We start from the raw sequence: 26,862 nt of genomic DNA, 5'->3' as shown, positions 1-26,862 counted from the left end.
GCTATAAAATTTGAGCTACTTGTTGATTGACCCATTCAAGAAAACGCTCGTCTTCAGAAGAAAAAGGATCTTCTGTGTGTGAATCAATATCTATTTGCCCAATGTTTTTTCCATCCTTAAAAAGCGGAATAACAATTTCTGCTTTAACATACATGCTGCAAGCAATATAATTGTTTTGAGCTTTTACATCGGCAACTACAAAATTTTCGTTACTTTCTGCTACTTGACCACAAATTCCTTTTCCAAATGGTATCACTACATGGTCTGTAGGTTCACCGGCAAAGGCTTCAAGGTGTAATGTTTTTTGATCGTGATTTGCAAAATAGAAGCCTACCCAATCATAATACCCTAATGAGGTTTGTAGTAATTCACAAACTTCTGTAAGGCGTTGTTTTACAGATTCTTTTTCGTTTGCTAAAATTGTAGTTACTTTGGGTTTTAAAGCTTCAAAAGACATAGTGATTTATTTTGTGGTAAAAGTATTTCAAAAGCTGCATAAAGCCCAAGTTGAAATGCTTTATTTTTGTTAAAATTATATATTGTATTTGAAAACTCTTTTTCTGAAATATAAATCTGTTATCAAGTTTATTCTTTTGTTCTTAGGAACTTACTTGGTGCTTATATTTTTATATTCTTTGTACCTAGATTACGGAAAAAGTGAAGTGTATTATCCAGATTTTATTACACACCTTGTTGCCAAACAAACTACGGCTGTAATTGAATCGTTTGGGTATAACGCATCGATGCAAGCATTTGTTCCGGGTGCGTCTATGGGTTTGTATATTGATGATGTTTTTTTGGCACAAGTGGTTGAAGGGTGCAATGCTGTAAGTGTTATAATTCTGTTTGTAGCTTTTGTTGTATCATTTTCAGAAAAATTTAAAAAAACCGCTCTTTTTATTTTTGCCGGAATAGCACTTATTTATGCTGTAAATATTTTGCGAGTTGCATTGCTTACAATTGCATTGTACCATTATCCTGAGCATACAGATTTTTTACATCAAATAGTTTTTCCTGCGATTATTTATGGGATGGTTTTTTTGCTTTGGTTATTTTGGGTTAAAAATGTGACTGTTAAAAAAAGGAATAATGAATAAAGCGATTCGCATCATATTGTGTGTTGTAGGGTTTTGTTTGTTGATAGGTGTTAGGCTTTTTGAAGAAACTCTTTTTTATGATCCCTTGATTCAATTTTTTAAACACGACTATTCAAATGCAATGTTGCCAGATTTTAAAATGTCAAAATTAATGGTACATCTTGCCTTTCGATATTTTATAAACACCATTTTGTCTTTATTCATTCTTTGGTTTGCGTTTAAAAAGGCTGAAATAGTAAAGCTATCAACTCTTTTGTACGTAGCTCTTTTTTTGCTTTTGGCAGGTTTTTATAATTTTTTAATTAACACATACCAACCGGGAGATTATATGCTTTTGTTTTATGTGAGACGTTTTTTAATTCAGCCTTTATTTTTACTTATTTTGATTCCTGCGTTTTATTTTCAGAAGAAAGCATAAAGCAATTTTGTATCTTTGGAAAACATAATTTTTTGAAATAAAAAACCATGAAAAAAAGCATAATTTTATCCATATTATTAGTTGCAGTTACTCTTTTTTCTTGTGCAGATGATAAAAAGAAAACCGAGCCCGAAGTAAAAACTGTAGAGACTAAAGAAGCTAAAGTGTACGAGTCTGAAAACATAGATGCAAAGTTTAAAGATGAAAAAAAAGCATCAATTTTTAATCAATATATTAACCTTAAAACAGCACTAGTAAATACAAATGCCAAAAAAGCCTCACAAGAAGCTTCAAACTTGATGACTGCATTTGCAAACTTTGGGGTTGATAAAAATGTTTTAGATGCAACGCAAAAAATATCTGAAAGTAGTGACGTAGAAGAGCAACGCAAAGCCTTTGTTGATGTAACTGTTGAGGTTGAAAATATAATGAAAGATGCGTTACAATCTGGTACAATCTATAAACAATACTGCCCAATGGCTTTTAATAACGAAGGTGCATATTGGTTGAGTGAAAGCAAAGATATTATGAATCCTTATTTTGGTGATAGAATGCTAAAATGCGGTCGCGTAGATGCAGAAATTCAATAACCCAGAAACACTTACAAATCTTTTTTAAAAATAACCTTAAAGCCTTTTTCTATGAAAAATATAGGCCTAAGCATCCTTGCTTTATTTTTACTACTTGCTTGTTCAGAGTCAAAGAAACAACCAGAAGAAAACTGGAAGTTTTTAAAAACTGTTCAATTAGAAGGTGTTAGTCCATTGGGTATTGCCGAAATAGATAACACCATTTGGATAAGCGATGGTGTAGGTAACCGTATCGTCTCTTTAGCCGAAAATAATGAAGCCGTAAGAACTCTTGATTCATTTAGCCGTCCTATGCATATTGCAACAGATGGAAAAAATTTACTCATTCCTGAATTTAAAGAAAACCGTATCACTATTACATCTGGAGCAGAGCGTTCTGTTATTCCTATAAAAGATTCTCTTAAAGCTCCATCTTCTGTTTCAGTTTTTAAAAATGAAATGGCTATTTCATATTTTGATGATAACCAAGTTTTGTTTACAAACAATGGTGTTGATTGGCTTCAGATAGGTAAAAACGATTCAAAAGCCTTGTATCAACCTACCGATGTTCAAATAACACAAGATACTATTTGGATTGCTGATGGATATAATAATAGGGTGCAAGTGTATGATAAAAAGGGAGCGTTGCTTACTAGTATAGGAAATGATGATGATCTAAACGTAGCTATGGGGTTATACGTTACAGATGAGAGGTTGTTTGTGACAGATTTTGAAAATAACCGTGTTTTAATTTATACACATCAAGGTGATCTGCTTCAAGAAATTTCAGAAAAGATACAATCTCCTTCAGATATTTATGTACGCAATAACAATCTTTATATTCTCAATTATTTAGCCGGCAATGTTGCTATTTATGAATATACTTCTTCTGAAGATACCAAATAAATAAAAGGTGTAGATATTGTTTTTGAATAGTGTTTTAGCTCAATAATTCTATTAAAAAATTTAACTAAAATATTTTAGTTAAATTTTAGCCAACGCAGTATCACGCATCATTTTCTGAAGTACATTTACTACGTTCTTAAACACTATTATTATGGGACAAAAGTCAAACAGTAAGCCGTCGTCTCAAAAGGCGCAGCCTCAAAAACATCAGGCTAAAAAGGCTCCACAAATTACTGGAAAGAAGAAGTAATTTGTATTAGGTTTATTTCGGATAAACCTTCAAATAGTTAGAAACTTAATGAGGAAAGCCACCCTTAAAAAAGGTGGTTTTTGTTTTATAAATAAAATAAAGAAAGGTCTTCAAACTTGATTGAAGACCTTTTTTATGATTGAATGACAATGTCATTACGTATTTATAATGGATGATTACATCATACCTGGCATTCCGCCGCCACCCATTGGAGGCATTCCGCCGCCATCGTTATCTTCTTTAATATCAACCAAAGCACATTCTGTGGTTAATATCATTCCGGCAACAGAGGCTGCGTTTTCTAGTGCTATACGAGTTACTTTCTTAGGATCAATGATACCTTCTTTAAGCATATCTACGTAAGCTTCTCTCTTAGCATCGTATCCATAGTTTTTCTTGCCTTCAAGTACTTTGTTAATCACAACAGAGCCTTCGCCTCCTGCGTTTTCTACGATAGTACGAAGTGGTGCCTCAATTGCTTTTGATACAATTTGAATACCTGTTGATTCATCTAGCGTATCTGTAGTTAACTTTTCAAGCTTTTTTAAAGCTCTTACTAGTGCTACACCACCACCGGCAACAATACCTTCTTCAACTGCGGCGCGAGTAGCGTGTAACGCATCATCAACTCGGTCTTTTTTCTCTTTCATTTCAACTTCAGAAGCTGCACCTACATATAGTACTGCAACACCACCAGCTAGTTTAGCTAAGCGCTCTTGAAGTTTTTCTTTATCATAATCGCTCGTTGTGGTTTCAATTTGAGCTTTAATTTGACCAACTCTCGCTTTGATGTCGCTTTTGTTTCCGGCGCCATTTACGATGGTTGTGTTGTCTTTATCGATAGTTACATTTTCAGCAGATCCTAGCATATCTACAGTAGCGTTTTCAAGTGTAAAACCACGCTCTTCGCTGATTACTGTACCACCTGTTAAAATGGCGATGTCTTCTAACATTGCTTTTCTTCTATCTCCAAAACCAGGAGCTTTTACAGCAGCGATTTTAAGACTTCCGCGTAATTTATTAACTACAAGTGTAGCTAATGCTTCACCTTCAACATCTTCAGCAATAATTAATAATGGTTTTCCTTGTTGTGCAACAGGTTCTAAAACAGGAAGTAAATCCTTCATATTAGTGATTTTCTTATCAAAAAGAAGAATCATAGGATTTTCTAATTCGGTTTGCATTTTTTCACTGTCGGTCACAAAATAAGGCGATAAGAAACCACGGTCAAATTGCATTCCTTCTACAACGTCAACATATGTTTCTGTACCTTTTGCTTCTTCAACAGTGATTACACCTTCTTTACCAACTTTACCGAAAGCTTTGGCAATTAATTCACCAATTTGCTCATCGTTGTTTGCAGAAATAGATGCAACTTGCTTTATTTTGTCTGAAGAGTTACCAACTTTAGTGGTTTGTTTTTCAAGATCGGCAACAATAGCATCAACTGCTTTGTCAATTCCTTTTTTAAGTTCCATTGGGTTGGCACCTGCAGCAACATTCTTAAGTCCTTCCTTTACAATTGCTTGAGCAAGAACAGTAGCTGTTGTAGTACCGTCACCAGCAAGGTCATTGGTTTTTGAAGCAACTTCTTTAACCATTTGCGCTCCCATGTTTTCAAGAGCGTCTTCAAGTTCAACTTCTTTTGCTACTGAAACTCCATCTTTTGTTACTTGTGGAGCACCAAATGATTTACTAATAATTACATTACGTCCCTTAGGTCCTAAAGTTACTTTTACTGCGTTTGCCAATGCATCTACACCACGCTTAATCGCGTCACGTGCTTCTACATCAAATTTTATATCTTTTGCCATTTTAAAATGCTTTAATTTTAAACTTCTTAGGTGAAGTTTTGGTTATACTTTAATGTGTAAAAATTAAACTACGTTACTTATAGAAGTCACGAAGTTTTGTTTTTATGATATATTAAATAATTGCAAGAATATCATCTTCTCGCATAATAAGGTAGTCTTTACCTTCGTATTTTAAATCGGTGCCAGAATACTTTCCGTATAAAACTGTATCTCCTTTTTTAACGGTCATATCGTGGTCTTTTTTTCCTTTACCTACTGCTACTACCGTTCCTTTTTGAGGTTTTTCTTTTGCAGAATCTGGAATGATAATTCCACTTGCGGTTTTCGTTTCTGCTTCTTGGGGTTCTACCAAAACCCTGTCTGAAAGTGGTTGAATTTTTACTGCCATTTTCAATATTATTTTTAGTTGTTATTATTAAGTTTTATGTGCAAGATAGTAGGCAGAAATTGTGCCACTGCCTTTGTTACTGACAGATTGAAACAAAAAATGCCAGCTTATGACAAGCTGACATTTTCAATTTTGTGTAAAGAAATATTTTTTTAGTTCCCTTGACCGGTTGTATCGGTGTCGGTTGTTGTAGGGTCCAACATTTGTGTTTGTTGAACAGGCTCATCACCAAAAGTATCGGTTGCAGTTGCACCGCTACCGCCCATAATTGGGATATTGCTTAATAAGATTAAAGCTAATAATACAATGGCCAATGTCCAGGTACTTTTATCTAGAAAATCGGTTGTTTTTTTAACACCACCCATTTGCTGGCCACCGCCACCTCCAAAAGTTGAAGATAAACCACCGCCTTTTGGGTTTTGTACCATAATTACTACCACCAATAAAAAGGCGACAAAAATGATTAAAGCTATAAATATTGTAAACGTACTCATATTATTGTGTGTCTATTATTTTTTCTATTGCACGAATTTGGTCTGCAAAGAAACCACTTTTTTCGGGATTTTTCAAAATTAATATTTTATATGCTTGAATGGCCTTTTTATAATTTTTTTGTTGCAAGTAAACTTTTGCCAATGTCTCGGTCATTAAAGCGTCAGGTGCCTGTGTGTAAGGTTTTGCGAGGTTTTCTTTTGTTGATTGTTGTTGAGCAGGTTTAATTTTTGGTCGTTCCTGAATAAACTTATCAATCATTTTAAACTTCCTGTCTTGATGTGAAGGTGTTGTTTTTTCTTTCTTTTCTTCTGAAAATGAGTTGTCTTTCTTTTCTTGTGATTTGGATCGATCAATAGGTTTTGCTTGAGTAAGTTTTAACCATTCACTAAAGGAATGCGTATCATTTTTGGTAAAATTGAGTGGCTTATCAAGCTCAAGAGTTTCTTCGGCTTTATTTTTTTCAATTTCTGAGCTTGTGGTAGAGGTTGCCAATTTTTCTACAGAGCCAAATTTTCGTTCAAATAAATCTGGGTTTAAAATAGCTTCAGCTTTTTTAATTTCAGCTTTCATTTGATTGTCAAGCTCAATTGCAGTTTGTTCTGAAACGTTTTCTGAAACTACTTCGATATCATGAATTTCAGGATCGTGTTGTTGAATGATTTGTGAAATTTCATTTTGAGAAAATGTTTCAGAAGTAATAAACTCAAAAAGTATGTCGCGGTCTGTAGTATAAGCAGCAGTGTTTTTTAAAGCATCATTATATAGAAAGCTGTTTTGAGCTTTTAAAGCTTTCAATTGAAGCGCGCGTGCACTTTGAAAATAGGGGTACTTTTCTATAATGACTGCCAATTGATCCATCGCCTCTTTATCAATGTGTTGAGGTTTTGAAAGTAAATCTGTATAGTTTTTTGTATTCAAAATACTACCAATTTGCGAGTGATTTGTTGAAAATATCTTGTGTAATACGTTCAAAAATTATGTTTAATGCCTCATCTAGATCTGAGCCTGTTAACTGTGCGGCACCGTCATAGTCAAAGTAAAATGAAAATCGTTGCTCAAAATCTTTGCTTTCATCATTTGTGTTGTAAAATCTTACGTTTACCGCTATTGTTAAGCGGTTTTGTGCTGCTGTACTTTGTGAGGTAGCCGTAATAGGAGCAATGTAGTATTCTACAATTTCACCTTCATACACCAAATCACCATTATTGTTTACTAAGTCAAGACTGGTTTGATTTAACATTAAATCTTGCAATTGAATGGTAAAATCACGAGCAATACCCGGTTCTACAATGGGTGCATTGTTTTCAAATAAATTTACCTGAAATGTTTTGGTGGTTGAGTAATCAATATCTGCTCCGGTAAAAGAATACGCACCACACCCTTGCAATAAAATTGTGGTGATGGATAGTAGTAAAAATTGTTTTACTTTTTTCATAGCTGGTGACCAATCTACTAATTATAAGTTGTATTGTTTAATTTTTCTATAGAGTGTACGTTCAGAAATTCCTAGTTCTTCGGCTGCATCTTTACGTTTTCCGCCATACTTTTCTAGTGATTTTTTAATGAGCTCTAATTCTTTATCTTGAAGTGAAAGACTTTCTTCTTCTTCAATTTCTTCAGCAAAATCGTATTTATCGCTTCTTTTATTTTCTTCAGAATCGTTTTCTGAAGCATTAGAAGGAATTCCTAATACTTCTACATCTGAAGCACTCTCATCATCATCTTCTACAATAGAAGCTAAATGCTCTTCGTGGTTGTTGTCTTCATCATAAATTTTATTAATTAATGATGAATTTTCTTCTCTTACTTTACTCGCGTTTCCGCTCTTCATAAGTTCTAGCGTGAGTTTTTTTAAATCGTTCACATCGCGTTGCATATCAAACAAAACTTTGTAAAGTATTTCACGCTCATTACTAAAACTGCTTTCTTCTTTTTTATTGTTTATTATTGCCGGAAGGTTACTGCCTACATCGGGTAAGTAATGTTTTAAGGTATCGTGTGAAATGGTGCGATCTTGTTCTAAAACTGAAATTTGTTCGGCTATATTGCGAAGTTGCCTAATGTTTCCGCCCCAGCGATATTTTAACAATAAATCAACTGCGTCATCGTCCAATCGTACAGTTGGCATTTTATATTTTTGAGCAAAATCTGCCGCAAATTTTCTGAATAACAAATGAATATCATCTTTTCGATCTCGAAGGGGTGGAATGTTGATTTCTACAGTGCTTAATCGATAGTATAAATCTTCTCTGAACTTCTCTTTCTGAATCGCTTCAGCCATTTTCACATTGGTTGCAGCTACGATACGAACGTCTGTTTTTTGAATTTTTGAAGAACCCACTTTTAAAAATTCGCCATTTTCCAAAACACGTAACAAACGTACCTGTGTAGGCAATGGAAGTTCGCCTACTTCATCTAAAAAAATGGTTCCGCCATCTGCTACTTCAAAATAACCGCTTCTGGTTGAGGTTGCACCTGTAAAAGCTCCTTTTTCATGACCAAATAATTCACTGTCTATTGTTCCTTCAGGAATTGCGCCACAGTTTACAGCGATGTATTTACCGTGTTTTCTATGTGAAAGCGCATGAATTATTTTTGGGATACTTTCTTTACCTACACCACTTTCACCAGTTACTAACACCGAAATATCGGTTGGGGCAACTTGTATAGCTTTTTCTATGGCACGGTTTAGTTTTGGGTCATCCCCAATAATCCCGAACCGTTGTTTTGTTGCTTGTATGCTTTCCATTTTTATTAGTAAATAAAGTTTATAACAGCCTCGAAAATCTCCATAAAACGCCCAATCATATATTACATTGGGTTTCAGGTTGTTCAAATAACACCCGAGTCTATAATACTATGTTTTTTGATTCTCTTTAGGGGCCATAGAATGATTTTCTAATTATTTTCTGAATATCCAACCGCTTCTCCAATTAAGGTTGCTGTTGTGCAATCGTTAATTTTTACATTGACAAAATCACCTACTTTATAATGTTCTTTAGGAAATACAGCTACGGTATTTTGCTCTGTACGACCACTCCATTCTTTATTACTTTTCTTAGATTCCTTTTCAATTAAAACTTCTACGGTTTTACCTAAAAATTGTTTGGTTCTATATGCGCTGTGCTGTTGTTGTAGGTTTACAATTTCAGTTAAGCGACGTTTTTTGATTGCTTCCGGCACATCATCTTCAAGTTTACGAGCAGCCATTGTACCCGGTCTTTCTGAATACATAAACATAAATCCAAAATCATATTTTACGTATTCCATCAATGTTAATGTATCTTGGTGATCTTGCTCTGTCTCTGTAGGAAAACCGGTTATCATATCCTGAGAAATGGCGCAGTCTGGTATGATTTCTCTTACTTTATCAATTAATTCAAAATACTCTTCGCGAGTGTGTTGACGATTCATTTCTTTTAAAATGCGGGTGCTACCACTTTGAACAGGTAAATGAATGTAATTACAAATATTTTTATGCTTTGCCATACTGTGCAAAACATCTTCGGTCATATCTTGTGGATTGCTAGTAGAAAAACGAATACGCATGTTGGGTTGTGCTGTAGCTACTAGGTCTAATAAGCCTGCAAAATTGGTTGCAGTTGCTTTTTGAATGTCGGTAGCTTTGTTAAAGTCTTTCTTTAATCCTCCACCATACCATAAATAACTATCTACGTTTTGCCCTAGCAAAGTAATTTCTTTATACCCTTTTTCGGCTAAGTCATTAACTTCGGCAACAATACTTTGTGGATCACGGCTTCGTTCTCTACCTCTTGTAAAAGGTACCACGCAAAAAGTACACATATTATCACAACCTCTTGTGATGCTTACAAAAGCCGTAACGCCATTACCGCCCAGGCGTACCGGAGCTACATCACCGTAAGTTTCTTCTTTACTTAAAATTACATTTACAGCATCACGACCGGCGTCTACCTCTTCTATTAAGTTGGGTAGATCTTTATAGGCATCTGGCCCCACTACCATATCGACAATTTTTTCTTCTTCTAGAAATTTACTTTTAAGGCGTTCTGCCATACAGCCTAATACGCCAACTTTCATTCCTGGGTTTTCGCGTTTTACAGCGTTGTATTTTTCAAGTCGTTTTCTTACGGTTTGTTCGGCTTTATCCCGAATAGAACATGTGTTGACCAAAACCAAGTCTGCTTCCTCTAGCTTTTGAGTAGTATTGAATCCTTCTTTGGCTAGAATGGAAGCAACAATTTCACTGTCGCTAAAATTCATTTGGCAACCGTAGCTTTCAATATAGAGTTTTCGAGCGTTTTGCTTTTGTGGTTCTAATACTAAAGCCTCACCTTGTTTGTTTTCGTCAATAATTTTCTCTTCCATACTTCGTACTAACTAATTGTTCTGTTCTTTAAAAAAATTTTGATTGACAAAGATACAATTAAAAAAGAGTTTGTGTCAAAATGGCAGACTTCTTTTTTATAAATTTACAGATTAACTACTAATCATCTTATTAATGGAACATCCACTGTTTAAAAAAATTGAACACGCATCAACTCCAGATTTTGGGAATGTCTTTTCAAAAAGTTTTGACCTTTTTAAAAAAGTTTGGGTTGAAGGTACTTTACACGTTTTGGTAACTTTTGCGGTTTCTATCCCTATTTTCATTTTTGCTTATGTGCCTTTGGTTCCTGTTTTTATACAAGCTAATGAAAACCAGTACGGACAAGAATTTAATCCGTTTATTGAATATCCGTTACCGGTAATTATAGGTTACTTTTTGTTGTTGATGGCTTTGATAATGATCTCGCAAGTGTTTGCTTATGCAATTACGGCACATTTCTTTAAGGTGCTTCAAAAAGTTGATACCGGAACACCTCAAGATACTGGAGGTTATTTTGCAATGTTAAAAGGTAATTTCAGCAAACTATTTGTACTTTCATTAGCTGCAACCGGAATTGCGTTGCTAGCTGCACTACTTTGTTATTTGCCTTTGTTTTATGTTATGGTCCCGTTGCAAATGCTCGTTGTTGTATTTGCTTTTAATCCAAAACTGTCTGTTTCTGAAATTATAAAAGCAAGTTTTAAGATTGGTAATAAATTTTGGATAATCATTTTTGGGCTCATTTTTCTTTCAGGAATTATAGCGCAACTAGGTGTGTTACTTTGTTTTGTTGGTGTTTTTATAACAGCATCCTTTGTGCATATACCACTTTATTATGTTTATAAAGATGCGGTTGGTTTTGATGATGCATTACCAGTTTCTGAAATATAGTTCTATTATTTTAAAACCTTATTTATTTCAGAAAGGGCTTCCTTTTCATCACCCCAACCTTTAACAATGACAGTATCTTTTTGGTCGTAGTTTGAAAACCAGAGTTCGATTATTGTAAGCGCATCTGGATATTTTTCTGAAAATTCATCAAACGATGCTGCAGAAACAGTTTGTAGTTTTTTTTCTGACGGAATACAAATTATTTTATAATCTTGCTCACCGTTGTCCAAAATTTTAAGAACACCAATAGGAATGGTTTCAACTACAGAGCCCGAAAGCAAGCGGGATGATATAACCAAAGCATCAAGAGGGTCGCCATCACCGCCTTTTTCAGGGTTTGAATATGTAGAAGGGATAAATCCGTAGTTGCCAGGATAGGGGAGGTATTCTATAATGCGATCCTTACCATTTTCTTGATCAATCTTTAGTTTTTTTAGTTGTTTGTTATACTCAACCTTTGCGTTGGTTCCTGCTGGTATTTCAACTATAACATGAATGTTTTTTTGGGTTGAAAAAGTAGAAACATCTTCCAGAGAACTGCATTGCGTAAAGAGTAAACTTATAGCTGCTAGTGCAATAGCGGCAAGGTATCTTGATCTTATTACTTCAGAATTTATTTGTAACATATGCTGAAATTTATATATTGTAATCTCTTGATTTTTGGAAACATACCGTGTTAACAGAAGGCTAAATTTATGAAGCAAAACTATGGTATAAAAAAAATCACATACTTTTGTACCCCAAACAAAATTGAATATGGCAAAGAATTTAGTGATAGTAGAGTCGCCCGCAAAGGCTAAAACCATTGAAAAATTTCTCGGGAAAGAGTTCAAGGTTGCTTCTAGTTTTGGGCACATTGCAGACCTGCCGTCAAAAGAAATAGGTGTAGATACCGAAGGAGATTTTACTCCTAAATATATAGTACCAAGTGATAAAAAAAGCTTGGTACGTGACTTGAAAAAATTAGCAAAAAGTGCTGAGACCGTTTGGCTTGCAAGTGATGAGGACCGAGAAGGAGAAGCTATTGCGTGGCATTTGGCCGAAGAACTAGATTTGAAAGACGATAAAACAAAACGTATTGTTTTTCATGAAATCACAAAAACGGCAATCCTTAAAGCAATTGAAAACCCTCGTAAAATTGATTACAATCTTGTAAATGCACAGCAAGCGCGACGCATTTTAGATCGTTTGGTGGGTTATGAACTTTCACCAGTTTTATGGCGAAAGGTAAAAGGAGGTCTGTCTGCGGGTCGTGTGCAAAGTGTCGCAGTGCGTTTAATAGTTGAGCGCGAGCGTGATATTGAAGCATTTTCACCGGTTGCATCCTATCGAGTAGATGCAGAGTTTAAAACAGAAGACGGAAGCACTTTTAAAGCAAAAATTCCAAAGAATTTTGAAACCGAAAAAGAAGCAAGAGCATTTCTTCAGAAGAATATTGGTGCCAATTACAAAATAGCCGACCTTACCAAAAAGCCGGCAAAAAAATCACCAGCTCCGCCTTTTACCACATCAACGCTTCAACAAGAAGCATCAAGAAAATTATACTTTTCGGTAGGAAAAACGATGACCATTGCACAACGTTTGTATGAAGCAGGTTTAATTACCTATATGCGTACTGATAGTGTTAACCTTTCTAATGACGCCAAAAAAGCTGCCGAAAAGGAAATTAGTTCGGCTTACGGTGATAAATATAGCAAACCTCGTAACTACAAAGGAAAGTCTAAAGGAGCACAAGAGGCTCACGAAGCGATACGGCCTACCGATATGTCAAGACACACAATAAGTGGCGACCGTGATCAAGAACGTTTGTATAATTTAATTTGGAAACGAACCATAGCATCACAAATGAGCGATGCTCAGTTAGAACGCACCAATGTTAAAATTGACGTGCTTGGTAAAGAAAAAGTTGAAGAGCAGTTTAGTGCCAACGGTGAAATGATAAAGTTTGACGGTTTTCTAAAAGTGTATTTAGAAGGAACCGATACCGAAGATGAAGAACAAGATGGTATGTTGCCAAAGCTTACCAAAGGAGATACATTGGATAATAAGTATATCACCGCTACAGAACGTTTTACAAGACCTCCGTACCGCTTTACAGAAGCCTCTCTTGTGAAAAGAATGGAAGAGTTAGGTATAGGTCGTCCATCAACCTATGCGCCTACCATCTCAACAATTATAGGTAGAAACTACATTGAAAAAGGAACCGTAGAAGGAACCGAGCGAAAGTATCTTCAATTAACATTACAAAGTGACACCGTAAAAGATAAGACCTTAACAGAAACTGTAGGAAGTGATAAAGGAAAGTTGGTCCCAACAGATATAGGTATGGTAGTTAATGACTTTTTGGTAGATCACTTCGGAAATATTCTAGACTATAATTTTACGGCAAAAGTAGAAGAAGACTTTGATGACATTGCCGAAGGAAAAGAGCAGTGGAAAGAAATGCTTCAAGATTTTTATAAGAAATTTCATCCACACGTAGAAGACGTTCAAGAAAATGCAGAACGCGAAAGCGGCGAGCGCATCCTGGGAGAACACCCAGAAAGTGGTAGAACCGTGTTGGTGCGATTAGGAAAATACGGACCAATGGCTCAAATAGGCGCTCCAGATGATGAGGAAAAACAATTTGCCAGTTTGCGTCCTGATCAACAATTGCATTTAGTTACTCTAGAAGAAGTGCTAGATTTATTTAAACTTCCTAAAGACCTAGGTGTATATGATGGAGAAGAAGTAGAGACTAACAATGGCCGGTATGGACCTTATGTGCGTTGGGGTAAAAAATTCATATCATTACCCAAGGGTATGGACCCTCTAGATGTTGATATGGCAAAAGCCAAAGAGTTGATTGAAGAAAAGAAAAAAGCAGACGCACCTATATATGAGTATGAAGGGCTTCCGGTTCAAAAAGGGGTTGGGCGTTTCGGTCCATTTATTAAATGGAATAGTATGTTTATCAACGTGAACAAGAAGTATGATTTTGATAATCTTTCAGAAGAAGATATTATTGAATTGATAGAGGTCAAAAAACAAAAAGAAATTGATAAATTGATCAATGAATGGCCAGATGAAGGTATACGACTAGAAAAAGCACGTTGGGGGCGTTTCAATTTGATTAAAGGTAAAACAAAAGTTGAGCTTCCTAAGAGTACAAAAGCCGATAAAATTACGCTTGAAGAAGCAAAAGATATTTTAGAAAAAAAAGCGCCAAAAAAGAAAACCCGAAAAAAGAAAAAAACATCAGCTAAGAAAAAATAATGATAGAGTTTCTCTCGCCGATTTCAAAAACAGTAATCGCACACAAGGAGGTTTTACCAGAAGGTGTTTTAGGTAAACAGATACAAACACACCATGTTACAGGTGATCTCCCAGATTTAAAAAATGTAAAATTTGCCATTTTAGGAATTCTTGAAAACCGAAATGATGAAAATTATTTGGGGGAAGAAGTTTCTGTTTCGTCTTTTAGAAAAGCTTTGTATGCGCTCTACCCGGGTAATTGGTCATACAATATTATTGATATAGGTAATATAGAAAAAGGAGAAACAGTTCAAGATACGTACTTTGCCGTAAAAACTGTAATTGAAGCTTTGCTGAAAAAAAAGATTATTCCCTTAATTCTTGGTGGGAGTCAAGATCTTTTATATGCCCATTACAGAGCATATGATTCACACGGAAGTATGATAAACTTGGCAAATGTTGATACTAAGTTTGATCTAGGCGATGCCGAAAAACCCATTAGCAATAAATCTTTTGTAGGAAAAATCATCGTAGACAAGCCTTATAACCTTTTTAATTACAGTTTGTTAGGCTATCAATCTTATTTTAACGCTCCAGAAGAGATTGCTTTAATGGAAAAATTGTATTTTGACGCCTATAGATTGGGTGAAGTAACTCAAGATATTACCGTTGTAGAGCCTATTTTACGAGATGCCGATATTGTGGCTATGGATATTTCAGCAATAAAAAGTGCAGAAATGAGTTATAAGAATAGCGCAAGTCCTAATGGCTTTGACGGAAGAGAAATTTGTGCCATAGCTCGATATGCAGGTATTAGCAATAGAGTAAGTTCTTTTGGAATCTATGAGTTAAAAGATTTTAAAACTGCAGAAACCGGCGCTATGCTAGTTGCACAAATACTTTGGTATTTTATAGAAGGAGTTAATTTTAGAGTTCAAGAAGGTAGTTTTGAGAATGATAAAGATTACAATACATATAAAGTGCCTATTGAAGATGACATTTTAATATTTAAAAAGAGTAATAAAACCGGAAGATGGTGGATAGAGCTGCCATTTATTTCAGGTGTTAATAATAAATTAAAAACACCAACGTTATTACCTTGCACTTATGGCGATTATTTGAGTGCAACGAATCAAGAAATTCCGGAAAGGTGGTATAAAGCCCGCCGAAAGAATGAAGTATAATCTAACAAACTAAGAACAACGAGAGTTAAGGTTTTTTTAAGAAATATGTTGCTTTTTAAAAATTTTATAAATAGGTTTACGCCCTTAAATCTCGAAAATTTAACCTGATACCTATGAAGAAGTTTATTGCATTAACTGCGATTGTTGCCTTTCTATACAGCTGTAATTCCGGAGACCGGGGTGAATTAATAGGGGCAGAAGGTAAAAAATGGCATCCCGAAAAACCGTTTGGAATGACCCTTATCCCAGGTGGATCTTTCATCATGGGTAAAGCGGATGACGATTTTGTAGCCGTAAATGACGCGCCTACCAAAACAGTTACAGTCCGCTCTTTTTATATGGATGAAACTGAGATTACCAATGCAGAGTATCGACAATTTGTAAATTGGGTGCGAGACTCAACAGTGCGCCTTAAGTTGGCTATTTTAGCAGATGAAGTAGGAGCTACACCTGGTGATGGTGGTATTGGTGAATTTGCCTTTGTTGACCAAGAAAGTGAAGAAATGACTCCTTGGGAACAATACAACTATGATAACTATTACGGGATGGGTGAAGATTTCTATGCCGGAAGAAAAATAAACAATGATATTGATATCATTTGGGATACATCAGAATTTCCTGATGAGTATTATTCAGAAGTTATGGATACGATGTATATCCCTGCCGAAGAAGCTTACAATGGTCAGCGTACAATTGATGTAGATAAGTTGAAGTTTCAATATACTTATATGGATATTGGTGCTGCAGCAAAAGCAAAAGGTAAAAACAGAAAAGACTTCATAAAGAAAGAAGAAGTAAAAATATATCCAGATACAACAGTTTGGATCAAAGACTTTAATTACTCGTATAATGAGCCAATGCACAACGATTACTTTTGGCACGAAGCATACGGAGACTATCCGGTAGTAGGAGTAAGTTGGAAACAAGCAAAAGCATTTTGTGCTTGGAGAACTTTGTATAAAAATGCGTATCAAAAATCAAGAAATCGTCAACACGTAAATTCATTCCGTCTTCCAGGTGAAGCAGAGTGGGAATACGCTGCACGCGGTGGTCTCGAGTCTGCTACATATCCTTGGGGAGGTCCTTATGCTAAAAATGACAGAGGTTGTTTTATGGCAAACTTTAAACCTTTACGTGGTGATTATGCTGCAGATCAAGCCTTGTATACTGTAGAAGCAGACGCTTACGAGCCTAATGATTATAACCTTTATAATATGGCAGGTAATGTAAGTGAATGGGTAGCCTCTTCTTATGACCCTGCTTCATATGAATACACCTCAACTATGAACCCTAATGTTAACGATCCTGATAACATGAGAAAAGTAGTACGTGGTGGTTCTTGGAAAGATGTAGCTTACTTCTTGCAAGTGAGTACTCGTGATTATGAATATGCAGATTCTGCAAGAAGCTATATTGGTTTCAGAACTGTACAAGATTACATGGGTACAGATGTAACTTTAAACAATGATTTTGGTGACGGAAGATAAGCCCCTCTTGTAATACCAAAATAACGATATTTAAAATCATAACTTAACTAAACTAATCTAAAAACTTTTAATTATGGCACAGTCAAAATCATCAAAGAAACTGTTTAACATGGCCTATGGCCTTGGAGCTTCTATTGTAATCTTAGGAGCTTTATTTAAAATACTTCACTGGGAACTTGGCCCTCTTAATGGAGGTATCCTTTTAGCAATTGGTCTTATTACTGAAGCAATTATTTTTGCAATTTCAGCATTTGAACCTGTAGATGACGATTTAGACTGGTCATTGGTTTACCCAGAATTGGCTGGAGGTCAATCAAGAGGGAAAAAGAAAGAAGAGCAGCCTAAAGATGCAGAAGGGCTTTTATCTAAGAAGCTAGATGAAATGCTAAAAGAAGCACGTATCGATTCAGAATTAATGAACAGCCTAAGTACAAGCATTCGTTCTTTTGAAGGTGCTGCAAAAGGAATGGCTCCAACTGCAGAAGCAATGAGCTCTACCAAAAAATATAGCGAGGAGATGGCTTTAGCCGCTGCTCAAATGGAATCATTAAACAGCCTCTATAAAGTACAAGTAGAATCTACAAGCCGTCAAGCTGAAGTTAATGAGCAAGTAGCAGAGAACGCTACTCAATTAAAACAACAAATGGAGCATTTAGCTACAAACCTTTCTTCACTTAATGGAGTCTACGGTGGAATGCTTTCAGCAATGAATAGAAACTAATCTAGTTTTTTCAACTAAATTTATTAATCTTTAAAAAAGACTACAAATGGCAAGTGGAAAACTAGGACCTAGACAAAAGATGATTAATCTGATGTATCTGATTTTCATCGCAATGTTGGCATTAAATATGTCCAAAGAAGTATTATCAGCTTTTGGGCTTTTAAATGAACGATTAGCAGATTCAAATACAGCTACCGAAGCTAGAAACACTGCGTTTATGAATAACCTAGCAACAAAAGCTAGTGAACAAGCAGAACAGTACGGTGCTGTAAAAGAAAAGGCTGATCAAATAAGTTCAATGTCTAATGAATTAGACACTTATCTTTCAGATTTAAAAACAGGTATGGTTGGAACCTTAAAACCTGATGAAACTGAAGATTATGAAGTTCAAGATAAATCTGATTATTTAGATCAAAAATTATTTCAAGGCGATAAATTATCGCCAGAAGGAAAGACTTTTATTTCAAAAATCGATGCATATCGAGAAGGAGTAATTAGTCTTATAGGAGATTCTTATCCTAGTATCGCTAGTGATGTAGAAGCTAAATTTAAAACACAACCAGTAGAACGTCGTGACGGTGTTGAAGTACCGTGGTTAAATTATCACTTTGAAGGATTCCCGTTAGTTGCATCCAGAACTAAACTAACTCAAATGCAGAATGATATCAAAACAACCCAAAGCGAGATTTTATCAAAAATGTTAGCTGGTCAACAAGAAGTTGCTTTGTCATTTACTAATTATAATACTCTTCTTGAAACATCAAAATCTGCTTATTACGCAGGAGAAGAGTTTGATGGAGGTATCGTTTTAGGTAGAACAGACCCTAATACTAAACCCTCTCGAGTAGAACTAACTCTAGATGGAAGACCATTAAAAGAAAACGAATATTCTTTTGAGGGTGGTAAAGTAAAATTAAATATAAGTGCGGGAAGTGCAGGTGACCATACTATTGAAGGTAACTTGATTTTTGCAGAAGACGGGAAAGATATTGAAGTGCCAGTAAAAAGTACATTTTCAACCATATCTAAGCCTAATTCAGCTGTAATTTCAGCAGATAAAATGAATGTAGTTTATCGTGGTGTAGATAACCCTATGACGGTTTCTATTCCTGGTATCCCAGATAATAAGGTGAATGCATCTGCACCTGGTTTAAGTAAGGTGTCTGGTAGTAAATATGTTATGCGGCCTACTACAGGTTCTACAGTTACTATTACCGCTAGTGGTACTTTACCTGATGGTGAGCCAATTAGAACTCCTAAAGAATTCCGTATTAAAGGAATACCTGCACCAACAGGTGCCGTACGAGGAGAAACCGGTATTGTAAGAATGCAACGTCAAGGCCTTGAAATAGCTAGTATTAGTGCTATTCTAGAAGATTTTGATTTTGACCTTAACTTACGTGTAACAGGCTTTAGCTTTAAAGTCTCTGGTCAACCTACAGTGATAGTAAGTGGAACCAAACTAAATGCTCAAGCAAAAGCTGCTTTAAGAAGAGCAAAACGTGGTGAAGCTGTACAGATTTATGATATTAACACCAGTATTTCAGGAAGTAATGTTAAGTTAAAGAAAACGGCTCCTGTATTTATTGAGTTGACAAACTAGAATAAAAAGTAAAGAATATGAACAATAAAAATGTTATTACGGCTCTTTTTGGTCTTTTAATATCTTTTGGTGCTACCGCACAAGTAAATATATTAAATGCCGAAACTCCGGATGATATAGGTAAGAAGACCGAGGCACAAATTGCCTATGATAATGATGAACCTTTGCCTTATGGTTACGTAGATGAGCGTGATGTATTATGGTCAAAAACAACTTGGGAAATTATAGATCTTGATGAGCGAGTAAACTTTCCATTGTACTATCCTATTGATACAAATAACATTGGTTCAGAGCGTAGATCATTATATGATGTACTTGTTTCAGGAATAAAAAATGGAGATATAGAGCATGTGTATGCAGACTCTTATTTTACTGAAAAGAGAACACTTGATGATTTAAGTGCTTCATTGGTGTATAGCGATACAACAGATCTTGGTATTGAACAATTTAATGCTGAAGGAACAGTTGATCCTCAATACATCAGAAAATTTACTCTTGATGCAGGAGATCTTGAAGAATGGCGCATACGTGGTATATGGTACATAGACAAGCGTCAAGGCGAACTTAAATATAGGTTGTTAGGAATTTGTCCAGTAGCTAATGAAGCCCGTTCAAAGGCGTTCCCTGATGATAATATTGATAGTAAGGTTGAGTTGTTCTGGGTTTGGTTTCCGGCAGCAAGAGATGTGTTGCATAATGCCAAAGCTTTTAACCGTAAAAACACGTCACAGCCAATTTCATACGATCATTTGCTCAATTCTAGGCGATTTGAAGCTATGATTTATAAAGAAGATAACGTACAAGGAGATCGAGGTGTACGTGATTACATTAATGATAATGCGCTTATGCAATTATTAGAATCAGATAGAATCGAAGAGAGCATCCGTAACATGGAAATTGATCTTTGGAACTATTAATGCGATAAACATACAATTACAATTAAAAAGCCCTCTATAGAAAATAGAGGGCTTTTTAATTTTAAAAGTTATTATATTTTTTATGCCGTGATTTGGCAATCTTCACAATCTTTTACTTTACCGTAATAGGTTTCGCGGTATTTGTGTAATGTTTTAAAGGGGATATTTAAAAATCGTTTTTTTACATACACCACTTTCGCAGTAAACATTCCCATTTTTTCGGTAAATCGTTTTTCACTCTTTGTTTTTCGTTTCACTGAAACTAATTTCATCACTTTGTTTTAAAGTTAAAGTACAAAATAACAAAGACTTAAGGTTTTATGCAAGGATACTATGTTAAACCTCCGGAATCTCTTAAAATAGAGTGTAGTTCAAGATTACAAAAGTTTTTATAAATTTTTTTAAAATCTTAAATAGGTTTTGAAACTCAATCCACGGAGTGAAACTCTAAGTTTAATTTCTTTGAATATTTAGAACTAATTCTAATTGCAATCTAGCATCGTTTTAATAAAATATTTTTCAAATTTTGTTTGACTATGACAAACAAAAGTTATTAATAATGTGGTAATAAAGAAAATACTTGAGCTTTCATTAATTGTAAATAAGTATGGTTAATATTTTTCAATAACACCACTTTTCATCACAAATACCACATATTCCAAAGTTTTAATATTTTTTATAGGATCATCATCTACGGCAATGATATCTGCTATAAAATTTGCTTCTAGTTGGCCAAGGTTTTTAGCTTCACCTAGCAACTTTGCATTAGTAATTGTTGCAGATTGTATTGCTTCTATTGGTGGCATACCTGCTTCAACCATATAGCCAAATTCTTTTCCATTCTCTCCATGAGGAAACACTCCAGCGTCTGTGCCAAAAGCAATACCAACACCTTTCTTATAAGCCCTGCTGAACATATTCTGAATTTGAGAACCAATTTCAAGAGCTTTTGGAACGATAATGGAAGGATAATACCCATCAACTTTTGCTTTATCGGCTACGTATTTTCCTGCACTTATTGTAGGAACCAAATATGCTTCTTTTTCATTCATTAAAGCCATCGTTTCTGAACTCATAAGTGTACCATGCTCAATTGTTTTTACACCCGCTCTTATGGCTCGTTGCATCCCTTCGTCCCCGTGAGCGTGAGCAGCAACTTGCATATCATAATCCTTTGCTGTAGCGACAATAGCTTGAATTTCTTCTTCAGTAAATTGAGGGTTTTTACTATTTTTCGCAACGCTTAACACACCTCCGGTTGCTGTTATTTTAATCCAATCTGCTCCATTTTTATATCGTTGTCTAACGGCTTTTCGGGCATCTTCTATACCGTTTAAAACACCTTCTTTAGGTCCAGGGTTGCCCATTAAATCACGTTTTCTACCGTTTGTAGGGTCTGCATGACCGCCGGTTGAGGCAAGAGCTTTTTCTGCAGTAAAAATTCTAGGTCCTGTTATTTTACCACTATTTATGGCATTACGAAGGGCTACATTGACACCGCTTCCACCTAGGTCTCTTACAGTTGTAAACCCTGCCATAAGTGTTTTTTCAGCAAATACAACAGAATTAAAAGCAACGTCTGCTTCGTTTAATGTGAATGGTTTTAAGTAATTATCAGCACTTGTTTCACCTTCAATATGTACGTGCATGTCAATTAAACCTGGTAGCACAGTTTTATCTTTCAGGTCAATTATTTTTGATGCTTTGTCATCAGGTATGATAAAACCGTCTTTTATAGCTTCAATTGTATTGCCTGAAACAATAATGGTTTTTGAATTAAGTACAACGCCATTTTTTACATCTACCATTTTACCACAATGTAAATAGGTTTTTTGTGCTTGAACGAATACTGAAAATAACACGAAAAGAATACAAACGAACTTTGTTTTCATAAGTTGAAGTTTAAAAAGTGAATAAGAAAAACTAAAGTTACGCTTTATTTCGGATTTTTTGCTCCCATTTCCAAGCTGAAGCTAATGCTTGTTGAATGGTTTTTTCTGCTTTCCAGCCTAATTCTTCATTAGCTTTTGTTGTATCTGCATAAACAGCAGTTACATCACCAGAGCGTCTTTCCACAACATTATAGTTTAATTTCTTTCCGGTAACGTTTTCAAATGCTTTGATAACTTCAAAAACCGAGTTTCCCTGTCCCGTTCCTATATTAAAAACTTCAAACGAACTTTTATTTTTTTGCTCTAGTAATCTTTGAAGTGCAACCACGTGGGCTTTTGCTAGATCTACAACGTGAATGTAATCTCTTATACAACTTCCATCTGGAGTATTATAATCGTTGCCAAAAACAGATAGTTGTTCTCTTATTCCGGCTGCAGATTGTGTAATAAACGGAACAAGATTTTGAGGCACACCAATAGGTAATTCGCCTATTTCTGCTGTTTCATGGGCGCCAATAGGGTTGAAATACCGTAAAGCAATAGATTGTAGTTGAGAGGACGCACAAGTGTCAATTAAAATCTCTTCATTTATTTGTTTGGTATTTCCGTAGGGAGACATCGCCTTTTTTACAGGTGCAGTTTCTGTAATAGGCAGGCTGTCTGGTTCGCCATAAACAGTGCAAGATGAACTGAAAATAAAGTTGTTTATCTTGTGTGCTTTGCATTCTTGCAATAAATAAACAAGGGTGTTAATGTTGTTTTCATAGTATAGAAGTGGGTTTTTTACACTCTCACCAACAGCTTTACTAGCGGCAAAATGTATAACTCCTTCTATGTTTTTATGGAGTTTGAAAAATTCTGTTACCTTCGATTTATTTCGTAAATCTAAACGTTCAAATGTAGGAGGTTGAGAGGTGATATTGGTAATGCCTCCCAAAACATCGAGTGATGAATTTGATAAATTGTCTATAATTACTACTTCAAAACCTGCATTTTGAAGTTCAACAACGGTGTGAGAACCAATGTAACCAAGACCGCCGGTAACTAATATTTTTTTCATTAGTTAGTTACAAAGTTGATTACAGTTGTGGTAATATATTCAATTTGTTCATCATCTAGTTCAGTGTGCATAGGGAGTGAAATAACCTCTTTAACCAATTGATTGGTTACTGAAAAGTCAGACTCATTATAGCGTTCATCTTTATATGCTTTTTGAAGATGAAGAGGAATTGGGTAATAAACACCACAAGGGATTCCGTTTTCATTTAAATGATTAACCAAAGCATCTCGATCTGTATTTAAAACCCGAAGTGTATATTGATGAAACACGTGACAATCACATACATCACAAACAGCGTTTTCGGCTTCGCAATACCCGGTAGGAATAATGATATTTTCAATGCCATTAAAAGCTTTTGAATATTTCCTTGCCGCATTTCTTCTTGAAGCGTTGTAGGTGTCTAAATGAGGTAGCTTTGCACGTAAAACTGCCGCTTGTATGGAGTCTAGTCTTGAGTTTACGCCCACAACATCATGATGATACCTTACGTACATTCCATGATTAACAATTCCTCTTATAGTATGAGCCAAATCATCGTCATTTGTAAAAATAGCACCACCATCTCCATAGCAACCTAAATTTTTTGAAGGAAAAAATGAAGTAGAACCTACGTGGCCAATAGTCCCTGTTTTTGTTTTTGTACCATCTTTTGAGGTATACGTGCCGCCAATGGCTTGTGCATTATCTTCTATAACATATAAGTTATTGTCATTAGCAATTTGCATAATTTCATCCATATTGGCAGCTAGACCAAATAAATGAACAGGTACAATAGCTTTTGTTTTTGGTGTGATTGCTTTTTTAATAGCTTCTACATCAATATTGAAATTTACAGGATCAACATCAACTAGAACAGGGGTTAAGCCTAATAGAGCAATCACTTCAACAGTAGCTGCAAAAGTAAAATCTGCTGTAATAACTTCATCTCCGGGTTTTAACCCTAAACCCATCATAGCAATTTGTAACGCATCGGTACCATTTGCACAAGGAATAACGTGTTTTACATCTAAGTATTCTTCTAGTTCCTTTTGAAATTGTTGTACTTCAGGACCATTAATAAAAGCTGTAGAATCAATAACTTCTAGAACAGATTGATTTACTTGATCTTTAATATGTTCATATTGGCCTTTTAAATCGACCATTTGTATTTTTCGCATACTATATTTTGAAAAGAATTGTTTCTTCAAAATTACGAAAATTGAATTCGGGGTGCAATGATATTATCTATTTCAAGAAAAATGAAACTATTTCTTAAAGTATACCCCATCATAAAATTGTATTTTTACGTTTTCAAATTCACGTTATGACAAAGAAAAAACCACTTATTTTAGTTACCAATGACGATGGAATTACTGCTCCCGGAATACGAGCGCTAATAGAAGTTATGAATACAATTGGAGACGTTTGTGTAGTAGCACCAGACTCACCGCAAAGCGGAATGGGCCACGCAATTACTATCAACGATACGCTTTATTGTGATGCAGTAAAAGTTCATAAAGATGAACCACAAGAAGAATACAGTAGTAGCGGAACTCCTGTAGATTGTGTAAAATTGGCGGTAAATGAAATTTTAAAACGCAAACCAGACCTGTGCGTGAGTGGTGTGAACCATGGAAGTAATTCATCAATTAATGTAATTTATAGTGGAACCATGAGTGCAGCTGTTGAAGCTGGTACATTAGGGATACCATCCATAGGCTTTTCATTACTTGATTACTCTCTAGATGCAGATTTTGAACCAACCAAAAAGTTTATCAAAAAAATTGCTAAGCAAACACTTGAAAACGGATTACCTAAAGGGGTTGTGTTAAATGTAAACTTCCCAAAATTGGCCGAAGGAAAAATAAAAGGTATAAAAGTTTGTAGACAAGCCAATGCACATTGGGAAGAACAATTTGATAAACGTGTTAACCCTTTAGGTAGAGAATATTATTGGTTAACAGGTGAGTTTATTAATGAAGACAAAGGGGAAGACACAGATGAATGGGCGCTGGCAAATGGCTTTGTTTCAGTTGTGCCGGTACAGTTTGATCTTACTGCCCATCACGCTATAAAAGATTTAAACAGTTGGAGTCTAGATGAGTAAGTTAACAAAAGAATTGTTTATTGGTTTTTTTATAGGTATTGTGGCCAACCTAGCAGGAAGCTATTTATACATTTTTTTCTTTTCTGAAGAAACTTTTGAAAAAACCATTCAATTTGCAATCGAGCAAGATGTTTTAGGAAACATTATAGCATTAGGTGCTATTTTAAATTTATGTGCATTTTTCATTCTTCTGAAAAAAAATCAAGTATATCGAGCTAGGGGAGTGGTTATGGCAACCGTTTTGGCCGCTTTATTAATATTGATTTCAAAGTTTTTGTAAAGATTATAGAGTCACCGTGACTAAACCAAAGTATACCAATGCTATCCAAAGTTGCAATTAAACCTTATTTTTGTTAGGATGTTATTTTTCAGAAATATATAATTCATGAAATATTACCTCATAGCAGGCGAGGCATCCGGAGATTTACACGGAGCCAATTTAATGAAAGAGTTAAAAGCTCAAGATCCTGAAGCAACTTTCAGGTTTTGGGGAGGTGATTTAATGGAAGCCGTTGGCGGTACTTTGGTAAAACACTATCGCGACTTGGCCTTTATGGGATTTGTTGAAGTTCTTTTTAATCTTCGCACGATACTCAAAAATATTTCTTTCTGTAAAAAAGACATTGAAAGTTTTAATCCAGACGCAATTATTTTTATTGATTATCCCGGGTTTAATCTTCGTATTGCCAAATGGGCAAAACAGCAGAAAATAGCAACACACTACTACATATCGCCTCAAATATGGGCGTGGAAAGAAAACCGGATTAAAGTAATAAAACGTGATGTTGATCATATGTATGTGATTTTACCATTTGAAAAGGAGTTTTATGAAAATAAACACGACTTTCCGGTTCATTTTGTTGGGCATCCTTTAATTGATGAAATTGCACAACGTACACAAGTAGATCCAGCTTCTTTTAAAACACAACACCAGCTAGATGATCGTCCTATAATTGCATTACTTCCGGGAAGTAGAAAGCAAGAAATTTCAAAAATGCTCAAGGTAATGTTAAGCGTAGTTGAAGATTTTTCTGAATTTCAATTTGTCATTGCTGGTGCTCCAAGTCAAGATGCGTCATTTTACAAGCCCTTTTTGAAAAAACAAAATGTGCATTTACTATTGAATAAAACGTATGACTTGTTGAGCATTTCACACGCTGCATTAGTTACCTCAGGCACGGCAACGCTAGAAACAGCTTTATACAAGGTCCCGCAAGTGGTTTGTTATAAAGGAAGTCGCATTTCATATGAAATTGCAAAACGCGTTATTAATCTAGATTATATTTCATTGGTCAATTTAATTTTGGATAAAGAAGCTGTGACAGAGTTGATTCAAACAGACTTTACCACCAAACGATTAAAAGAAGAATTGACAAACATTTTGGATGATTATAATCGAGCGGTTTTATTTCTTGACTATTATGACCTTGAGCAAAAATTAGGAGGAAAAGGAGCTAGTAAAAAAACAGCTCAATTAATTATTGAAGCATTATAAAAATAAT

Annotated in this window: 27 protein-coding genes; 14 read left to right on the top strand and 13 right to left on the bottom strand. The window is 35.2% G+C overall.

Going from position 1 to position 26,862, the window contains the following annotated elements:
• Position 1 precedes the first annotated feature (1 nt).
• Positions 2–457, bottom strand: coding sequence for a GAF domain-containing protein (locus INR76_RS02270; RefSeq protein ID WP_223109051.1), 456 nt, complete (start codon positions 455–457; stop codon positions 2–4).
• A gap of 88 nt (positions 458–545) precedes the next feature.
• Here INR76_RS02270 and xrtF point away from each other — a divergent pair, with 88 nt between their 5' ends.
• From xrtF to INR76_RS02250, 4 genes are read left to right on the top strand one after another with little or no spacing between them, the layout of a single operon-like run.
• Positions 546–1,097: an exosortase family protein XrtF gene (gene xrtF, locus INR76_RS02265; RefSeq protein ID WP_223109050.1), complete on the top strand. Its 552-nt coding sequence runs from the start codon at positions 546–548 to the stop codon at positions 1,095–1,097.
• On the top strand, positions 1,090–1,515 hold the full coding sequence (locus tag INR76_RS02260) for an exosortase F system-associated protein (RefSeq protein WP_223109049.1): 426 nt from the start codon (positions 1,090–1,092) through the stop codon (positions 1,513–1,515). Before xrtF ends, INR76_RS02260 begins: the two co-directional genes overlap by 8 nt.
• Positions 1,516–1,562: 47 nt before the next feature.
• Positions 1,563–2,105 (top strand): DUF3347 domain-containing protein, encoded by a 543-nt coding sequence (locus tag INR76_RS02255; protein WP_223109048.1) that lies wholly within the window; start codon positions 1,563–1,565, stop codon positions 2,103–2,105.
• Positions 2,106–2,156: 51 nt separating this feature from the next.
• On the top strand, positions 2,157–2,990 hold the full coding sequence (locus INR76_RS02250) for a hypothetical protein (protein WP_223109047.1): 834 nt from the start codon (positions 2,157–2,159) through the stop codon (positions 2,988–2,990).
• Between the two features lie 426 nt (positions 2,991–3,416).
• Here the strand turns inward: INR76_RS02250 and groL are convergent, their stop codons facing one another.
• The 7 genes from groL to miaB all read right to left on the bottom strand — a co-directional run bounded on the left by groL (position 3,417) and on the right by miaB (position 10,284).
• Positions 3,417–5,054: a chaperonin GroEL gene (gene groL, locus INR76_RS02245; protein ID WP_223109046.1), complete on the bottom strand. Its 1,638-nt coding sequence runs from the start codon at positions 5,052–5,054 to the stop codon at positions 3,417–3,419.
• 112 nt (positions 5,055–5,166) lie between these two features.
• The gene (groES, locus tag INR76_RS02240; RefSeq protein ID WP_223109045.1) at positions 5,167–5,442 is read right to left on the bottom strand and encodes a co-chaperone GroES; all 276 of its coding nucleotides are present in this window, start codon (positions 5,440–5,442) and stop codon (positions 5,167–5,169) included.
• A 152-nt stretch (positions 5,443–5,594) separates the two neighbouring features.
• Positions 5,595–5,936 carry a preprotein translocase subunit SecG gene (secG, locus tag INR76_RS02235; protein WP_223109044.1) on the bottom strand — a complete coding sequence of 114 codons (342 nt, stop codon included), beginning with the start codon at positions 5,934–5,936 and terminating at the stop codon, positions 5,595–5,597.
• A gap of 1 nt (position 5,937) precedes the next feature.
• The gene (locus tag INR76_RS02230; RefSeq protein WP_223109043.1) at positions 5,938–6,855 is read right to left on the bottom strand and encodes a hypothetical protein; all 918 of its coding nucleotides are present in this window, start codon (positions 6,853–6,855) and stop codon (positions 5,938–5,940) included.
• Between the two features lie 4 nt (positions 6,856–6,859).
• Entirely contained in the window at positions 6,860–7,372 is a 513-nt protein-coding gene (locus INR76_RS02225; RefSeq protein ID WP_223109042.1) for an LptE family protein, read from the bottom strand.
• A gap of 21 nt (positions 7,373–7,393) precedes the next feature.
• The gene (locus INR76_RS02220; protein ID WP_223109041.1) at positions 7,394–8,686 is read right to left on the bottom strand and encodes a sigma 54-interacting transcriptional regulator; all 1,293 of its coding nucleotides are present in this window, start codon (positions 8,684–8,686) and stop codon (positions 7,394–7,396) included.
• A gap of 149 nt (positions 8,687–8,835) precedes the next feature.
• Entirely contained in the window at positions 8,836–10,284 is a 1,449-nt protein-coding gene (gene miaB, locus INR76_RS02215; RefSeq protein ID WP_223109040.1) for a tRNA (N6-isopentenyl adenosine(37)-C2)-methylthiotransferase MiaB, read from the bottom strand.
• Between the two features lie 133 nt (positions 10,285–10,417).
• Between miaB and INR76_RS02210 the strand changes: the two genes are divergently transcribed.
• The gene (locus INR76_RS02210) at positions 10,418–11,176 is read left to right on the top strand and encodes a hypothetical protein (RefSeq protein WP_223109039.1); all 759 of its coding nucleotides are present in this window, start codon (positions 10,418–10,420) and stop codon (positions 11,174–11,176) included.
• A 5-nt stretch (positions 11,177–11,181) separates the two neighbouring features.
• Here the strand turns inward: INR76_RS02210 and INR76_RS02205 are convergent, their stop codons facing one another.
• Complete coding sequence (locus INR76_RS02205; protein WP_223109038.1) at positions 11,182–11,802, bottom strand: inorganic diphosphatase; 621 nt, start codon at positions 11,800–11,802, stop codon at positions 11,182–11,184.
• A gap of 130 nt (positions 11,803–11,932) precedes the next feature.
• Here INR76_RS02205 and topA point away from each other — a divergent pair, with 130 nt between their 5' ends.
• The 6 genes from topA to gldN all read left to right on the top strand — a co-directional run bounded on the left by topA (position 11,933) and on the right by gldN (position 20,322).
• Positions 11,933–14,431 carry a type I DNA topoisomerase gene (gene topA, locus INR76_RS02200; RefSeq protein ID WP_223109037.1) on the top strand — a complete coding sequence of 833 codons (2,499 nt, stop codon included), beginning with the start codon at positions 11,933–11,935 and terminating at the stop codon, positions 14,429–14,431.
• On the top strand, positions 14,431–15,594 hold the full coding sequence (locus tag INR76_RS02195; protein ID WP_370632413.1) for a formimidoylglutamase: 1,164 nt from the start codon (positions 14,431–14,433) through the stop codon (positions 15,592–15,594). Before topA ends, INR76_RS02195 begins: the two co-directional genes overlap by 1 nt.
• A 113-nt stretch (positions 15,595–15,707) precedes the next feature.
• Positions 15,708–17,081, top strand: a complete 1,374-nt coding sequence (gene gldK / locus INR76_RS02190) for a gliding motility lipoprotein GldK (RefSeq protein ID WP_223109036.1) — start codon at positions 15,708–15,710, stop codon at positions 17,079–17,081.
• A 73-nt stretch (positions 17,082–17,154) separates the two neighbouring features.
• Positions 17,155–17,802 carry a gliding motility protein GldL gene (gene gldL, locus INR76_RS02185; protein WP_223109035.1) on the top strand — a complete coding sequence of 216 codons (648 nt, stop codon included), beginning with the start codon at positions 17,155–17,157 and terminating at the stop codon, positions 17,800–17,802.
• A gap of 46 nt (positions 17,803–17,848) precedes the next feature.
• Complete coding sequence (gldM, locus tag INR76_RS02180; protein ID WP_223109034.1) at positions 17,849–19,405, top strand: gliding motility protein GldM; 1,557 nt, start codon at positions 17,849–17,851, stop codon at positions 19,403–19,405.
• Between the two features lie 17 nt (positions 19,406–19,422).
• Entirely contained in the window at positions 19,423–20,322 is a 900-nt protein-coding gene (gene gldN, locus INR76_RS02175; protein ID WP_223109033.1) for a gliding motility protein GldN, read from the top strand.
• Between the two features lie 80 nt (positions 20,323–20,402).
• Here the strand turns inward: gldN and INR76_RS02170 are convergent, their stop codons facing one another.
• From INR76_RS02170 to INR76_RS02155, 4 genes are all read right to left on the bottom strand, one after another.
• A complete protein-coding gene (locus INR76_RS02170; protein ID WP_223109032.1) occupies positions 20,403–20,594 on the bottom strand; it encodes a hypothetical protein in 192 nt (63 codons plus the stop codon).
• Between the two features lie 339 nt (positions 20,595–20,933).
• The gene (locus tag INR76_RS02165) at positions 20,934–22,214 is read right to left on the bottom strand and encodes an amidohydrolase family protein (protein WP_223109031.1); all 1,281 of its coding nucleotides are present in this window, start codon (positions 22,212–22,214) and stop codon (positions 20,934–20,936) included.
• A 37-nt stretch (positions 22,215–22,251) separates the two neighbouring features.
• Positions 22,252–23,274: a UDP-glucose 4-epimerase GalE gene (gene galE / locus INR76_RS02160; protein WP_223109030.1), complete on the bottom strand. Its 1,023-nt coding sequence runs from the start codon at positions 23,272–23,274 to the stop codon at positions 22,252–22,254.
• Positions 23,274–24,431, bottom strand: a complete 1,158-nt coding sequence (locus tag INR76_RS02155) for a DegT/DnrJ/EryC1/StrS aminotransferase family protein (protein ID WP_223109029.1) — start codon at positions 24,429–24,431, stop codon at positions 23,274–23,276. Before INR76_RS02155 ends, galE begins: the two co-directional genes overlap by 1 nt.
• A 146-nt stretch (positions 24,432–24,577) precedes the next feature.
• On the opposite strand from INR76_RS02155, the gene surE reads away from it, so the two are divergent.
• The 3 genes from surE (at position 24,578) to lpxB (ending at position 26,855) form a co-directional block, all read left to right on the top strand.
• Positions 24,578–25,360, top strand: a complete 783-nt coding sequence (surE, locus tag INR76_RS02150; protein WP_223109028.1) for a 5'/3'-nucleotidase SurE — start codon at positions 24,578–24,580, stop codon at positions 25,358–25,360.
• Positions 25,353–25,640, top strand: coding sequence for a hypothetical protein (locus INR76_RS02145; RefSeq protein WP_223109027.1), 288 nt, complete (start codon positions 25,353–25,355; stop codon positions 25,638–25,640). Before surE ends, INR76_RS02145 begins: the two co-directional genes overlap by 8 nt.
• A gap of 105 nt (positions 25,641–25,745) precedes the next feature.
• Positions 25,746–26,855, top strand: coding sequence for a lipid-A-disaccharide synthase (lpxB, locus tag INR76_RS02140; RefSeq protein ID WP_223109026.1), 1,110 nt, complete (start codon positions 25,746–25,748; stop codon positions 26,853–26,855).
• The last annotated feature ends 7 nt before the right edge of the window (positions 26,856–26,862 follow it).

Source organism: Marixanthomonas sp. SCSIO 43207 (genome assembly GCF_019904255.1).
GTDB lineage: Bacteria > Bacteroidota > Bacteroidia > Flavobacteriales > Flavobacteriaceae > Marixanthomonas.
The sequence above is the reverse complement of the archived record's forward strand: the minus strand, read 5'-3'. Positions and strand labels throughout refer to the sequence as shown.